Origin of the sequence: Nocardia sp. NPDC051052, from assembly GCF_044456045.1 — a bacterium.
Lineage (GTDB): Bacteria > Actinomycetota > Actinomycetes > Mycobacteriales > Mycobacteriaceae > Nocardia.
Genome location: NZ_JBITFL010000008.1, coordinates 182,465 through 197,243, shown reverse-complemented (window position 1 = coordinate 197,243; position 14,779 = coordinate 182,465). Strand labels below are relative to the sequence as shown.

Sequence of the window (14,779 nt, the reverse complement as noted above, 5' to 3'; positions counted from 1 at the left end):
CACATGCACGTGTTACTCGTGAACCCCGACGTCCGGGACAAGAGCGTGATCTACGGCAACCGCATGCTCAACCCGGTCCCGGTCAACCTCGCCTATCGCGCGGCCATCACCTCGATCGAGCACCAGGTCACGGTGATCGACGAGAACTCGACGCCCATCACCGATTTCGCCGAATTCGCCGATGCCGACCTGGTCGCCGTCACCTCGAAGTTCTTCGGCGAGCGGCGGACCGGCGAGTTGGTCCGCGGTTTCGCCGACCTGGGTACGCCGGTCGTTGTCGACGGATACTTCCCCAGCTACGACCCCGAGGCCGAGCGGATCGGGGCCGCCGCGATCATCCGCGGTGAGGTCGAGCAGGTGTGGCCGCGGGTACTCGCCGATGCGAGCCGGGCCGAGCTGCGCCCGCGCTATTTCGGCGGTCCCGTCGACCTGGCGACGCTGCCGCAGTACGGTCCCGAGCACCTGCCGCCGCACGACTACGTCTTCCCGGTCGAGGCCACCAGGGGGTGCCCGTTCTCGTGCAACTTCTGCATCGAGACCCGGTACCACCATGAGGTGTTCCGCACCCGCCCGATCGATCAGGTGCTCGCGCAGATCGACGCGCGCACCGGCGATTTCGTGCAGTTCTCGGATATCAACATCGTGGGCAACCCGCGCTATGCGCGCACACTGTTCGCCGAGCTGGCACCGCTGCGGGTGCTGTGGGGCAGTCAGGCGACGATCACCATCGCGCAGCGGGCGTCGCTGGCGGAGGCGGCGGGGCGGGCGGGATGCATGCTCGTCTTCATCGGTCTGGAGTCTGTTCGCCCGGAGAACCTGATCTCCTCGGACAAGGGCTGGAGCCGCCCCACCGACTACCGCGCCCACATCGCCCGCCTGCACGACGCGGGCATCGGGGTGATCGGCTCGTTCGTCTTCGGTTTCGCGGGCGATACGCCGGACGTCTTCGAACGGACCTTGGAGTTCGTCGTCGAGAACGAAATAGAGATCGCCCATTTCAATCCGCTCGGCAGCGGCCCGGGAGTTCCGCTGTACGAAGAACATCGGCGCGAGGGGCGCATGGTCGACCCGGGCCCGGCCGGGCCCTCGCACCTGCGTGCCTCGGTGGCGCCGGTGTCGATGACCGTCGGCCAGCTCGAGGACGGCCTCGAATACCTTTACACCAGTACCTATTCCCGCGCGGTGACCCGGCAACGGCTGCGCCGCTACACCGCCGACAGCGCGCTGCCCGGCCCGCAGTCCGCGGCGAAGAAGCGGGCCGTCATCGGCCTCAACCTGGCCTACCGGCGAGCCGTGGAGCGACACTATGGCACGGCCGTCGGCGCGGGCGGCTCCGGTGACCCGGGTGATTCGGAGCGACGGCCGTGACCAGGAGCGTCGCGACATCGATGCTGCTGCCGGCGATCTCAGCGCCGGCGGCGATGACGGTCGGTGTCGATATCGCGGCGGTCGGTCGAGTGCGAGCACTGCTCGGCGCCGGAAACGCGTTCGCCGAGCAGGTGTTCCAACCGGCGGAGGTCGTCTACTGCACCGGATTTCGCGATCCCGCACCGCATTTTGCCGCACGGTTCAGCGCCAAGGAAGCCACCTTGAAGGCGTTGCAGGTCGGCCTCGGACTGCCACCGGTCCTGCGGCGGCTGCGCGACATCGAGATATGCCGGGCCTCCGGCGCACCGCGGCTACTCCTGCACAACCGTCTGGTGACGCTCGCGCGGCGGCTCGGCATCAGCGGTGCCGCAGTGTCATTGAGCCACGATGGCGACTACGCCGTCGCCTACGTACTGCTCGCCACCGAGGCGGTGCGCGGATGAACCGGCTCGGTGACACCGTCGCACTGGTAACCGGTGCCGCCGGCGTGTTCGGGACCGCCATCGCCACCCGATACGCCGAGGAGGGCGCGGCGCTGGTGCTGACCGATGTCGACGAGACGCGGCTGCAGGCCACCGTGAAGTCCATCGAAGCCGTTGCCGCCGTGCCGATTACCGCGCACGTCGCCGACCTGACCGACCCCACCGACGTGACGCGGCTGTTCGAGCACACCGACAAGACTTTCGGCCGAATCGACATCCTGATCAACAACGCGGGCGGTGCGCTGCGCTCGCCGCTGGTCTTCCACAACGACGCCGACTGGCACCGGATGCTCCGGGTCAACCTCGACACCGTCTTCTATTGCAGCAGGCAGGCCGTGCGCCGGATGTTGCCGCGGCGCAGCGGCCGGATCGTCAACGTCGCGTCGGCCCTCGGCTTGACCGGTGGCGCCGACGAAGTCGCGTACGCGACCGCGAAGGCGGCGGTGATCGGCTTCACCCGCAGCGTCGCCCAGGAGGTCGGCCGGCGTGGCATCTGCGTCAACGCCATCTGTCCCACGCTGGCCGACACCGGCGCAAGCAGGGCGTATTTCGGCGGTTTCGACGTCGATATCCAGGCGGTCGCCGGTTATCTCGCCCGGCGCGCGGCGATGCCGAGGCCGATCGCGCCGGACGACGTCGCCGCCATCGCGGTCTTTCTCGGCGCACGAGAAAGCACGTACCTCAATGGGCAGGCCATCTTGGTCGGCGGAGTGGGATAGGAGTACCCGTGCGGTTCCTCATGGTTGACGCGATCACCGAGCTGGACGGCGGACGCCGGGTCGCCGGCGTGAAGAACGCCGCGATGAGCGAGGACTACTTCGCCGATCACTTTCCACAGCAGCCGGTGCTGCCCGGCGTGCTCGTCCTGGAGGCGATGACCCAGCTGGCGCGCTGGCTGGTGATCACCGGCAGCGACTTCCGCACGACCGTCGTGCTGAGCGCGGTGCAGCACAGCAAATTCATCGACTTCGCGGTGCCGGGTGATCGGCTGACCATCGAGGTGGACAACCTCGACGGCGGTGTCGCGCCGGTCCCGGCGGCCGAGCTGGATTTCCGCGGCACCGCGCAGGCACATGGGCGCAAGATCGCCATCGCCACCTTCCGCTGCCGCAGTTACCCGCTCGCGGAGTTCGAGGATCCTGATAGCACCCGACGGCACTATCAGGTGCTGCGACTCAACGGTGCGAAGGTGAGCGGGAAATGAGGCGCCGCGTCGCCGTGGTCGGGGTAGGCGTACTGTCCTGCCTCGGCACCGACTATCGAGCACAATGGCGACGAATTCTGGCCGCCGAAACAGGATTACGGCGCCGGGACGGCGAAAGTCCACCGGAGCTCGGCTATTTCGGCGCGGTCGACGACACCGAGCACGCCGTCGCACCCGCCGACCGCAAACATCTCAAACGGCTGACCAGAGCGTCCCGGCTCGGCGTATTCGCGGCCGACCTGGCGGTGACCGATGCGGGCCCGGTCTTTCGGGCCGCGGCGGCACCGCGGCGCGGAATCTACATCGGCTCCAACGAGAACGAGGACGAGCAGAACTACCTCGAGCGGTTCGCCCCGGTACTGGCCACCGCGCGGCGCGCGGACGGCACCCTCGACTACGAACGGCTCGGCTATGCGGCGCTGCACCGCGCCAAACCGGACTTCCTGCTGTCCGGGCTGCCCAACGCGGCCCTGTGCCAGATCACCATCCGGCATGAGATCTGCGGCGCGAACAGCACTTTGGTCGATGGTTCGGCAATGGGCCTGTGCGCGGTCGGCCGTGCCTTCCGTGCCGTGCGCGATGGGCGCGTCGACGTCGCGGTGTGCGGCGGAACCGACGCGGGCGCGGACGAATTCGCGCGACTCGCGCTGCACGAATTCGGGTTGACGTCCGCCTGCGCGTCCGGTGTGCGCTCGGTCCGGCCCTATGACCAGGATCGCGACGGGTATATCTGCGCCGAGGGAGCCGCCGCGCTCGTCCTCGCCGATATCGACCTGGCCCGCGCCAACGACGCGAAGATCCTTGCCGAGGTCGTCGGTTTCGGTGCCGCCACCGATCGCGGCAGGCCGCTCGCCCCCGACCCCGAGGGCAGTGGCGTCCGCGGCGCCCTCGAGCGCGCCGTCGCGGACGCCGACATCGATCCAGGACAGGTCGGCTACGTCTACGGACACGGCGACGCCACCGCGGACGGCGACCGCTCCGAGTTGCGTGGCATCGCGGAAACCCTTGCACGCCAATGCCGTATGCGACTCACCGGGACCAAGGCCGCCACCGGCCACATGGGCCCGGCCACCGACGTCGCCGAGGCGGCCTTCGCCTGCCTGAGCGTGCGCGACGGCGTCATCCCGCCGACGCTCAACCTCGGTCGGCTCGACAGCTCCGCACGCGAGGTCGACGTCGTTTCGGCGCGGCCGTGCGCATTCGGCGCACGGTATGCGATCACGCTCAGCCGGAACGTGGACGGTCCAGAAGTCGCCGCGTTGGTGCTCGGCGCACCGTACGAAGAGAGGTGAGGTGCCATGTCAGAGGATCTGGCGGGTCGCTCCGTCCTGGTCACCGGCGGTTCCCGGGGCATCGGCCGGGCGATCGCGCTGGAGTTCGCCGATCGCGGCTCGGACGTGATCCTGACCTACTGGCGCAGGCGCTCGGCCGCCCGCGAGGTCGTCACCGAGATCGAGCGCAAGGGCAGGCGGGCGCTCGCGCTGCGCGTCGATGTCGGCGAAACAGACCAGCTGAAGCGGCTTTTCGCGGATATCGAAGCACAGTGGGGTGCGGTGGACTTCTATGTCAACAACGCCGCGTCGGCCATCATGAAACCGCTGTTCGCGCTGGAGGCCCGGCACTGGCGCTACACCCTCGACACGAACCTCACCGCCGCGTTGTTCGGCTGCCGCGCGGCGTACGAACTGATGCCGGACGGGCGCGGCGCCATCGTGCTGCTGTCGAGCATGGGCGGCCGCCGCTATCTACCCAGCTACGGCGGCCTCGGCGTGTGCAAGGCGGCGATCGAATCGATGGGCCGGTACCTGGCCGTCGAACTCGCACCGGGGGTCAACGTGAACACCGTCTGCGGCGGGCTCATCGAGACCGAGTCGGTCCGGGCGCTCGCGGGTGCGCAGGAGTGGCTGCGGCAGGCCGCCGAGGCCGGTCCGATGCGTCGGATCGGGCGGCCCGAGGATCTCGCCAAGGTCGTCGCGTTCCTGTGCACCGACGACGCGAGCTGGATCAGGGGCCAGACCATCGTCGTCGACGGTGGCGCCTCGCTGACATCCGGATAGCCAACGACGAGGAGGAGCCTGGCGTGCGCACCGTAATCGAGGAAACCCGGGAAATCTACGACCTGACCCACCGTCAGATCGCCCGCACCCCCGCCGGTCAGGCCATGATGGCCCATCTCTGGCGCGACTGGGGCGGCTACGTCGGCCAGCTGAGCTGGACGACCAGAGATCAGCTCCGCGAGCTGGCGCGGGCTACCGCATTGGCGCCGCGCAAGGCCGGCCTCGATCTCTGTTGCGGCACCGGCGGAATCGCCCGCTACCTGGCCGAGAGCACCGGCTGCGCGATGACCGGCATCGACTACTCCGAGCCCGCGATAGCCATCGCCCGGCGCGCTGCGACCGCCGCCGATCCGCCGATCCGCTTCGATCACGGCGACGCCCGCGAACTGCCGTACGCCAGTGCGACATTCGATGCGGTAATGAGTGTGGACAGTCTGGTCATCGTGCCCGATCGGCATCGGGTCATCGCCGAATGCGCCAGGGTGCTGAAACCCGGCGGGCGCCTCGTCTTCACCGACGAGGTGCTGACCGGCCCGTTTCCCCGTGACGCGGAAACGTTGCGTGCCTTGTCCGTCTACGGCCGCCTATTCCCCCAGACGCCATCGGGGTATCGGCGACTACTGACACACGCGGGCTTCGTCGGCATCGATATCCGGGACAGCACCGCCATGTTCGTGGCGATCAACCGGCGTTGGGCCGAGTCATATCGGTTGTTCGAGACAGCAGGCCGAGAGGTGCTCGGCGACAAGCTCTTCGATGACGGTCTGGCATTCTTCGAGACACTCGGCGAGCAAGGGGCGGCGGGCAGGCTCGGACAGGTCCGGGTGCTCGCCACCCGCGGGCCCGGGTAGCCGATGTTCCACTCCGCAGGCCGAGACCGGCGCGCGCACCGCACGACCACGCTCCCCGACGCACCCGCACTTGCGGTGCTGCAGGGTGTTTCGAAGACGTTCGGCAGCGGAGACACCGCGGTGCACGCGCTGGCGCGGTTCGACCTGACCATCACTGCCGGCGAATTGCTCGTGGTACTCGGCCCTTCGGGCTCGGGCAAGACCACGCTGCTGAACGTAGTCGGCGGCATCGAGGCCCCCACCACCGGTTCGATCAGCATCGCGGGCCGTGCGCTCACCGGCCTCGACGCGAAGGGGATGTCCGCGCTGCGCCGCGAAGCACTGAGCTTCGTCTACCAGTTCTTCAATCTCGTGCCGACCCTCACCGCCTACGAAAACATCGCCGTACTCGCCGAATTGACCGGCGGTTCGGTCCGCACCCGGGTCGACGAGGTACTCGGCGAGGTCGGACTGGCCGAGTGCGCGGACCGCTTTCCGGCGCAGCTGTCCGGTGGTCAGCAGCAGCGGGTCGCGATCGCGCGGGCGTTGGTGAACCGGCCGCGGCTGCTGCTGTGCGACGAACCAACGGGCGCACTCGATCTGGACACCGGGCGCAGCGTGCTCGGCCTGCTGCAGGGACTATGCCACCGCGACGATCGCGCCGTCGTGCTCGTCACCCACAACCAAGCCATCGCCGCCATCGCCGACCGGGTGCTGCGCATGCGCTCCGGTCACATCGTCGACGACATGCACCAGCGCACACCGCTGGCCGCGAGCGAGGTCTGCTGGTGAACCGTCATCCGATGTTGCGCCGGAAACTGGTGCGCGACATCCGAACCCAATGGCCGCAGTTCGCCGCGCAGACGATGATCATCGTGCTCGGGGTGGCACTGTTCACCGCGTCCTATGGCGCGTACCGAAACCTGACCGCCTCCTATGACGGAACGTTCGACACGCAACGGTTCGCCGATGTCTGGGTGACCGGCGGCGATTCGACCGCCATCGCGGCCGAGGCACGCTCGGTGCCCGGCGTCGCGGACGCGATCGTGCGCAGGCAGGCCGACGTGCCGCTGCGCGTCGGTGCGGACAAGCTCCGCGGTCGGATCGTCGGCCTCCCCCCGGACCACCCACCCGACATCAACTCCCCGGTCGTCCTGTCCGGACACTATCCCGCCGCGAATGAGGTCCTGGTCGAACACCATATGGCCGAGCACTTCGGATTGCGCTCCGGCGCAACGCTGTCGCTGCTCGGCCCCGACGGCTGGCGTGACGTGCCGATCGCGGGCGTGGTGTCCTCGGCCGAGTATCTCTGGCCTGCCCGCAGTCGACTGGACATGTTTCCACTGCCCGACAATTTCGGCGTGATCTTCGCGGCCGAGCCATTGGCCACCGCGGTCACTCCGGGCGCGACCGATCAAGCCCTGATCCGGTTCACCGGCGCACCGGGCCCAGCGGTGGACCAGATTCGGGATATCGCGAACGGTCACGGTGCACAGGAGATACTCGACCGTGCCGATCAGCCGTCGAACTGGTTGCTGCGCATGGACATCGATGCCTTCGGTCGCCTCGCCTATCTGTTTCCGCTGCTGTTCCTGAGCGTCGCCGGACTGGTCGCCTACATCCTGCTGAACCGGCGCGTGCGGACCGAGCGTCCGGTGATCGGCGTGCTGCTGGCCGGCGGGATGGAGCGCGCGACGATCCTGTGGCATTACCTGCGGTACGGGATGGTGGCGGGCCTCGCCGGGTCGCTCGGCGGAATCCTGCTCGGCCTGGCCGGATCCGGCGCACTGAGCAGTGTCTACCTACGGGCGATCGACCTGCCGAAGTCGGCGGCGGTCGTCGAGGTCTCGCCGATCACCATCCTCGGCGGCCTGGCCTTCGGCGTCGCCGCGAGCGCGCTCGGCGCACTCGCACCGGCACTGCTCGCGTTCCGTACCCCGCCCGCCGCGGCGATGCGCGGGCCCGCGCCACCCCGCCCGGGCCGAATCAGCTTGCCGGAAAAGGTGATTCCGGCGCTACGCGGACTCCCGGCCCGGTGGCTGCTGGTGTTGCGCGACATCGGCCGCAGTCCGCGCCGCACCTGGAGCACGGTGCTCGGTACTGCCTTGTCCCTGCTGGTCATCCTCACCTCCTGGACGATGCTCGACACCATGACCTCGGCCTTGGACGTGTCGTTCCATCAGGTGCAAACCGCCGACGCGCGAGTCGATTTCACCACTCCCGTCGATCAGGGCCGACTGGCCGAGCTGGCCCGCGTCGACGGCGTGGCGGCCGCCGAACCGATGATGCAACTGCCGATCACCATGACCGCGGGCGGACATACCTATTCGACCGCACTCATCGCGTTGCCCCGCGACACCACGATGCACGGGCTTCGCCCCGCAGCCGGTTCCACCGTGTCCCGGTCCGACGACGGCATTCTGCTCGGCAAGGGCATCCGGCACCTGCTACCCGTCGAATCCGGCGACACCGTCGAGGTGAAAGTGCCCGGCGTGCAGGCTGTTCGGGTGCCGATCGCGGGCGTACTCGATGAACCGATCGGCACCTTCGCCTACCTGTCGATCGACCAGCTCGACGCATTGGCGGGTGCCGAGCTGCCGGTCAGCTCGGTGCTGCTGCGACTCGCGCCGGGCACCGATCCCGATCAGCTCCGACGCGAGCTGTCCGGCCGTCCCGGCATCGCGGCCTACGAGGATCTGGCCGAGCTGAACCGACTGATCGACCGCTACACCGGCTTCTTCTTCGTGTTCGTCGGCGTGATGCTGGCCTTGGGCAGTGCGATGGCCTTCGCGATAATCTTCACCACGATGTCGATCAACGTCGTCGAGCGGCGCCGCGAGGTCGGCGTGCTGCGCGCGGGCGGTATGCCGCCCGGGATGGTCGCACGCCTGATCACCGGTGAGAATCTGCTGATCACGCTGCTCGGTATCGGGCCGGGGCTGGTGCTGGGAGTGCTCGGCGGCCACGGCTTCCTGTCCACCTACACCAACGACCAGTTCCAGCTCGATCTCGTCGTCCATCCGAGCACGTTGTGCGTCGCGGCGCTCGTGGTCCTGGCCGTCGCGACCGTGTCGCTGCTACCGGGGCTGCGTGCCGTTCGTGGCCTCGACCTCGCCGCGATCATGCGCGAACGATCCGATTGAGCCGCCATGCTTGCCCACCCCGCCGGCTTCGCCGCCGCCATCCCCGAGGAGGTGTGCTGATGGACCACTGCGCCTTCGTCACCGGCGGCAACCGGGGCATCGGCCTCGCCATCGCCCGCGAGCTCGCCGGCCGTGGCAAAGCGGTGGCGGTGTCGGTACGCGCGGGCCCGCCGCCCGACGGATTGTTCGGTGTGCCATGCGATGTCACCGACGAGCGGCAGGTCGACCTCGCGTTCGCCACGATCGAGCAGCGGCTCGGCCCGGTCGACGTGCTGATCGCGAACGCGGGCATCACGAAAGACGTGCTGCTGGCGTCGATGACCGAGGCCGACTTCGCGTCCGTGGTCGACACCAACCTGGTCGGCACGTTCCGGGTGATCAACCGGGCCGCCAGGACCATGATTCGACAGCGGCGCGGTCGGATCATCCTGGTGTCGTCGGTGACGGCGCTGCTCGGCTCGGCGGGGCAGACGAACTACGCGGCATCCAAGGCGGGCATGATCGGTCTGGCGCGGTCGCTGGTGCGCGAACTCGGCGCCCGCAACATCACCGTCAACGTGGTCGCGCCGGGATTCGTGGACACCGACATGACGGCTTCGCTGACACCGCGGTGGCGGGCCGAGGTGACCAAGAAGATCCCGCTCGGCCGCATCGCCGGTGCCGCCGAGATCGCGCGGGTGGTCGGCTTTCTCGCCAGCGACGACGCCGGTTACATCACCGGAGCGGTGATTCCGGTGGATGGTGGGCTCGGCATGGGCCACTGACGACCGCGGCGCACGCCATTGCCCGGTTGGGGCGCACGGGCCTGCCCGTTGTCCGCGCTGTCGTCGAGCAGCGCGATCAATCCGGTCTCATAGGCCACCGCGACGGCCTGCCCCCGCGTCCCCACCGCTAGTTTCTGGAGGACGTGATGCACGTGGCTGCGCACGGTCGTTGCCGAAACCGACAGCTGCCGTGCGATTTCCGCATTGGAGCGGCCGTGCGCGAGCAGTCCGAGGACCTCGGCCTCGCGGCGAGTCAGGCTCCCGGCCACTTGAATATCCAGGTTCCGGCTGACGCTGGAGGCCACGACATGGTCGAGTCCGCCGACGATCTGCGGCGGAACCACCAGCCGATTACCCACTGCGACAACCCGAATGGCGCACAGCAGCTCGAACGGCGAGCAGCCCGACGACAGCAGGCCGCGCACGCCGGTCCGCACGAGCTTGACGGCGCGGGCCACATCCTCCTCCGTCATGACCATGATGACCTTCGAGGCCGCGACGATCTCCGTGAGACGATGCTTGCCTTCGACCGCGCCGACAAGCAGGACGACGTCGGGGGCGTGTGCCTTGATGGCGCCGAGCAGACTGTGCCCACCGGCGACGTCGTCTACGACATCAATATCGGGCTCGCGATCGAATTGCACGCACAATCCCGAGCGCATCAGGGCGCTATCCGCACAGACCACCAGGCGAATGGTCACTGGTCTGTGCGCCGACATGCCCGTTCCTCGGCACTCGCTCACCGATCCGGAGATCGGTGCCGCAACGGGTCCGATAATCGGTCCTCGAAGTTGCGGTCCACGCCAGTCCGCTTGATCGGTTCCATTGCGTGACAAAACATCTCACGCTCCCATCAGTCCCAGCGAATGCTCACCAGGGTAGCACGTAAATGTTGCATAACGGCGTTTTTTCATCCGGAACAGCTTGTGCAAATCAACGATTCTTCATGTGCACAATGTCGTTTTACCGAAGTCCGGCTCGGACCATTATCAATCGAGCGTCCTATCCTTTCGATCGCCGTACCTCTCGCGCACCCGAAGCAGTGCAACGGCAATTTCGCGACCCGCCATACCCAGTAATGAGTTCAGCGTCGTGCGATCTACCGTCCAGCGCGGCAGCCGCTCGAGAAACTCGCCGACCTCGGCCATCGCCGCGATCAACTCATCGGCACCGTCGCCGGCCGTGCTCGGCGCGATCCGCATTTGCAAAGTAATTGCGCCACACCGCTTTACGATAAGTCGCGCGACGACCGCCTCGGCGTAATTCTGTACCGACGGCCGCGGCCGCGCGCCGATCGCACGCGGCGAAAGCACCAGCCTGCCGAGCAGGCCGACCCGCCGATAGCCCTCGAACAATGGGGATCGGGCTGCCCTGCGCAGCATGGCGTCCATGGCCGCCTCGATATCGGCCGCCCCGCGCCGGTCGTGTTCGGCCGCCTCGATCGCCGCGCGGGCGAGCGCGGCCGCCATATCGTTGCGGTAGTGCGTCCGCAGCCAATACGCCATATCCGGTGCCGCGCGCGACATCTGGTCGAAGACCTCGGCCGAGATCAGCGCCGCCCCGATCGGGACGAGCGCGTCACTGAGCGCCTTGGACAGCGCGACCAGATCCGGCCGCATGCCACGACCGGCACAGGTCAGGAAGTTGTCGATATCGCAGCGCCAGAAGCCGGTGAATATCTCGTCGACGCCGACTAAGAAGCCGGCGGCCGCGCGCCGATGCTCGATTTCCTCGAGTACCGACTGCGGAATCTCGACACAGTCATAGCCTTGCACGACTTCCAGCCAGACCAGGGCGATATCGTCACGTCGCAGGGCTCGTCGCAGCCCCTCGGCATCATCGATGTCGACCTCGATCACATCGACCGGATATGGGCTGAAGGCATGCTCATCCCGGTCGCGGAAGAATGAACTCGTCCTGCTCAGCGCCAGCGACATCGGGCCTTTACCGGAATAGTTGCCACGACAGGTGATCACCGTCGCGCGACCGGGCCGACAGCACAGGGCGGCGAGTATCGCGTTGTCGACCGCGCTCTGCCCGCTCACCGCGGGCAGCATGATCGGCAATCCGGTCAGCTCCGCCAACTTCGCTTCCAGCCTGGGTGTTTCGTCGCCGATTGTGCCCGCCGTCAGTATCGCGTCGGTCGACTGCACGTTGTGCCCGCGGAATGCGGGACCGGTGCCGGACGCAAGGTCGGTGTAGGTGCGTCCGCCGAGCCGATAGTTGACACCATCGGCCTGGTCGAAGGTCAGATTGATGGCCGCCAGATCGATCGCCCTGGTCTGCCAGGTGTTGCTGTGCATGCGCAAGCGCGCGCTGCGCGCGAATCTGTTGCACCGCATGCGTTCGATCGCCGCGCGCTCATGGCGATTCGTCGGCCGCCAGCGCATCAATGTCTCGGTCACCATGTGCATGGCAAGTCCGTTGCCGCCGAAGGTCGACACATGCGCGATGCTGTCCATCGTGTTGTTCCACAGCGCGAACATCTCGCGAGTGAACGAGACAGTGCCACAGGGCATCTCATTGCCAACCGCGACCTCACCGAAGAACACCAGATCAGCCGCGGCCAGCGATCCGCGCAGCGTATCGAGCGCGGCTTCGTCGCCGAGCAGGCCCCAGGCCACTACCGCGCCGCGCTCGCGGGCGGCCGCGAGCGCGGCGCGAACCGGAGCCACCGCATCCGGTGCGAGACCGTCGGCGATCACGACACATGATTCCCAGCCCGCATCGAGTCGACGCAGAAATTCCTCGATAGCGCCGACAATCACCATGCCGTCCGCGACCAGTGCTTGCAGCCCCGGAACCGCGTGCCCGAATGCGTACCGCGCGGTCCCGGTCGGGTCGAGCACGAGGATGCGGCACGCCCCATCCCCCGCACCGCGATTGTGCCGGTTGCGCAAGTACTTCAGCACCGTGCCGACGGCCTCGACACCGGAATTCACGAACACCGAATGCCACGCGGTTCCGATGGAATCGCCGCCGCTGAACATCCGATGGAGCAGATACGCCGCGACGGCGCCGTCCGGCGGAACATAGGTGCTAGCCAGCACCATGTTCGGCGACTTCGCCGCGACCCGCTCGGCCAATACGGCACGGACCCGGTCGTGGTTACCGTGAAATGCGGCCGGAACGTTCGGCCGCGCCCATCGCGAGTCTTCCGGAGCTACCTCGGTCGGCATTGCCACGCTCCTTACTGAACTCGACAGAAGTGCGGCGGTTGACCAGAGAATCCGCCAGCCCGTTATCCGGGGCATGCTCGAGTCACGCCAGAATAGCGCCCACAACACCGACTGATCATCGGTCGAACGCTGATATAAATATCAACGCTTGTCGGATAAGCACCATTTCGCTCGGCGCCATTGAGCGCAGCGATCCCGATGCGCCCCGGCGAAATCCAGCTGCGCGGACGCATCGGGATCGCTAAGGTGGCGAGGTGATTTCTACAGCACAGACGCTTGCCCTCGGTGGCGTGATCCTGGTGGCCGCCATGTCGCCGGGGCCGGATTTCGTTATCGTGACGCGAAGTTCGGCACTGTCCGGTCGCCGAGCCGGAATGGCTTGCGCGGCAGGGATTGCCGGCGGCGTATTCCTCTGGTCGGTGGTGAGCGCACTCGGTGTCGCGGGGCTCCTCGCGGCTTCCGCGCTGGCCTTCACCATCGTCAAGCTCATCGGCGCGGGCTATCTGATGTTGCTCGGCGTCCGGGCGCTGCTTGCCGCGCGCCGCGGCGGTTACGACTCGACAGCGGAACTACCGGCCAGCGGGCCCAGCGCGATCGCCGCGTTCCGCCAAGGCCTGCTCACCAACCTGCTCAACCCGAAGGTCGCGGTCTTCTTCATCGCGCTACTCCCCCAGTTCGTCCCCGCCGAACCCGCTGTCACCGACACCCTTTCCCTCGGCGCCGTCGCCGCGCTCGTCTCCCTCACCTGGTTCACGGTGCTCGCCAACATCGTCAACGCACTACGCGGCCTGCTCGCCAAAGCGACCGTCCGCCGCACCATCGATACCGTCATGGGCACCCTGCTGGTGGCGTTCGGCATCCGAATCGCACTGCAGAGCAACTGAACTCAGGCAACTGAGCCGGGTGGCACGAGCGCGTTACCCGGTCCGAGCACCATAGGATCCAGTCGGCGTAGGACCTCGGGTCGGCACGACGGAGGCCGCCGTCATTGCGCAAGAAACCCGTAGTCGAACTGCGCATTGTGCGCAACCATCACCCGGCCGGTCAGCATGCCCGAAAGCTGTTCTCGCACTTGCTCGAACAGCGTGCACCGGGTAGCACCGCTCTCGTCAACCCGTGGATACGCACGGGTCCCGGGTCGCAGCCCGGGTCTAGGAGAGTATGAAACTCTTGCGCCACATTCCCGCCACCGTCCAACGTCAGTGCCGCGACCGACAAGACCCGATGATCCCCAGCTCGTAGGCCCGACGTCTCCACATCCACCACCGTGAACGAGCCGAACCCGCATCGACCGGCAAACCATCAATAGTGCTCGAGTTCCCCTGCATAACGCATCGTGACCGAGGAGGCAAACGTTGCACCGACACGGTCGAGATCCGTTGCGAGCGTTCGATTTATGAATGATAAAGGTTCGACACAGCGATCGACGGCCCCGCTGCTACACCCTGACGATCCACGACCGACAAACCTCGGTCAGCGAGAAGGACAGACCCATGGCAGATCGCGCGAAGAATCAAAAAGTTCAACACCCTCTTCGACTGGTTCGACGGCACACTCAGCTTCGACGAGTACGTCCGAATGTACGACAGCCTCGGCATCGACCCAGCCCACTCCAGCGACGCCTTCCGCCGCCTCGACCGCGACGGCGACGGTTCACTCAGCTACGCCGAATTCCGAACCGCCATAGTCGAGTTCTATCTCAGCGACGACCAGAACGCCCCCGGAAACTGGCTACTGGGCCCGCCCCGCTGA

The 14,779-nt window shown here is 67.3% G+C and carries 15 protein-coding genes; 12 read left to right on the top strand and 3 right to left on the bottom strand.

What is annotated here, in order from left to right; genetic code table 11:
• Positions 1–3: 3 nt before the first annotated feature.
• From ACIBCN_RS27535 to fabG, 10 genes are read left to right on the top strand one after another with little or no spacing between them, the layout of a single operon-like run.
• Positions 4–1,368 (top strand): B12-binding domain-containing radical SAM protein, encoded by a 1,365-nt coding sequence (locus tag ACIBCN_RS27535; RefSeq protein WP_396994572.1) that lies wholly within the window; start codon positions 4–6, stop codon positions 1,366–1,368.
• The gene (acpS, locus tag ACIBCN_RS27530; RefSeq protein WP_396994571.1) at positions 1,365–1,811 is read left to right on the top strand and encodes a holo-ACP synthase; all 447 of its coding nucleotides are present in this window, start codon (positions 1,365–1,367) and stop codon (positions 1,809–1,811) included. The genes ACIBCN_RS27535 and acpS overlap by 4 nt, the downstream gene beginning before the upstream one ends.
• Complete coding sequence (locus ACIBCN_RS27525) at positions 1,808–2,569, top strand: SDR family NAD(P)-dependent oxidoreductase (RefSeq protein WP_396994570.1); 762 nt, start codon at positions 1,808–1,810, stop codon at positions 2,567–2,569. The genes acpS and ACIBCN_RS27525 overlap by 4 nt, the downstream gene beginning before the upstream one ends.
• An 8-nt stretch (positions 2,570–2,577) precedes the next feature.
• Positions 2,578–3,054: a 3-hydroxyacyl-ACP dehydratase FabZ family protein gene (locus ACIBCN_RS27520; protein WP_396994569.1), complete on the top strand. Its 477-nt coding sequence runs from the start codon at positions 2,578–2,580 to the stop codon at positions 3,052–3,054.
• Positions 3,051–4,346: a beta-ketoacyl-[acyl-carrier-protein] synthase family protein gene (locus ACIBCN_RS27515; RefSeq protein ID WP_396994568.1), complete on the top strand. Its 1,296-nt coding sequence runs from the start codon at positions 3,051–3,053 to the stop codon at positions 4,344–4,346. The genes ACIBCN_RS27520 and ACIBCN_RS27515 overlap by 4 nt, the downstream gene beginning before the upstream one ends.
• 6 nt (positions 4,347–4,352) lie before the next feature.
• Positions 4,353–5,111, top strand: coding sequence for an SDR family oxidoreductase (locus ACIBCN_RS27510; protein WP_396994567.1), 759 nt, complete (start codon positions 4,353–4,355; stop codon positions 5,109–5,111).
• A 23-nt stretch (positions 5,112–5,134) separates the two neighbouring features.
• Positions 5,135–5,962 (top strand): class I SAM-dependent methyltransferase, encoded by an 828-nt coding sequence (locus ACIBCN_RS27505; RefSeq protein ID WP_396994566.1) that lies wholly within the window; start codon positions 5,135–5,137, stop codon positions 5,960–5,962.
• Positions 5,963–5,965: 3 nt separating this feature from the next.
• Positions 5,966–6,733, top strand: a complete 768-nt coding sequence (locus ACIBCN_RS27500) for an ABC transporter ATP-binding protein (protein ID WP_396994565.1) — start codon at positions 5,966–5,968, stop codon at positions 6,731–6,733.
• Between the two features lie 11 nt (positions 6,734–6,744).
• The gene (locus ACIBCN_RS27495) at positions 6,745–9,084 is read left to right on the top strand and encodes an FtsX-like permease family protein (protein WP_396994564.1); all 2,340 of its coding nucleotides are present in this window, start codon (positions 6,745–6,747) and stop codon (positions 9,082–9,084) included.
• A 59-nt stretch (positions 9,085–9,143) separates the two neighbouring features.
• Complete coding sequence (gene fabG / locus ACIBCN_RS27490) at positions 9,144–9,848, top strand: 3-oxoacyl-ACP reductase FabG (protein WP_396994563.1); 705 nt, start codon at positions 9,144–9,146, stop codon at positions 9,846–9,848.
• Here fabG and ACIBCN_RS27485 read toward each other — a convergent pair.
• Positions 9,794–10,567 carry a response regulator transcription factor gene (locus tag ACIBCN_RS27485; RefSeq protein ID WP_396994562.1) on the bottom strand — a complete coding sequence of 258 codons (774 nt, stop codon included), beginning with the start codon at positions 10,565–10,567 and terminating at the stop codon, positions 9,794–9,796. The genes fabG and ACIBCN_RS27485 overlap by 55 nt on opposite strands.
• 270 nt (positions 10,568–10,837) lie before the next feature.
• A complete protein-coding gene (locus ACIBCN_RS27480; RefSeq protein WP_396994561.1) occupies positions 10,838–13,027 on the bottom strand; it encodes an aminotransferase class III-fold pyridoxal phosphate-dependent enzyme in 2,190 nt (729 codons plus the stop codon).
• Between the two features lie 254 nt (positions 13,028–13,281).
• Between ACIBCN_RS27480 and ACIBCN_RS27475 the strand changes: the two genes are divergently transcribed.
• The gene (locus ACIBCN_RS27475) at positions 13,282–13,911 is read left to right on the top strand and encodes a LysE family translocator (protein WP_396994560.1); all 630 of its coding nucleotides are present in this window, start codon (positions 13,282–13,284) and stop codon (positions 13,909–13,911) included.
• Positions 13,912–14,071: 160 nt separating this feature from the next.
• On the opposite strand, the gene ACIBCN_RS27470 is transcribed toward ACIBCN_RS27475, so the two are convergent.
• Positions 14,072–14,284 carry a hypothetical protein gene (locus ACIBCN_RS27470; RefSeq protein WP_396994559.1) on the bottom strand — a complete coding sequence of 71 codons (213 nt, stop codon included), beginning with the start codon at positions 14,282–14,284 and terminating at the stop codon, positions 14,072–14,074.
• 321 nt (positions 14,285–14,605) lie between these two features.
• Between ACIBCN_RS27470 and ACIBCN_RS27465 the strand changes: the two genes are divergently transcribed.
• A complete protein-coding gene (locus ACIBCN_RS27465; protein ID WP_396994558.1) occupies positions 14,606–14,779 on the top strand; it encodes a hypothetical protein in 174 nt (57 codons plus the stop codon).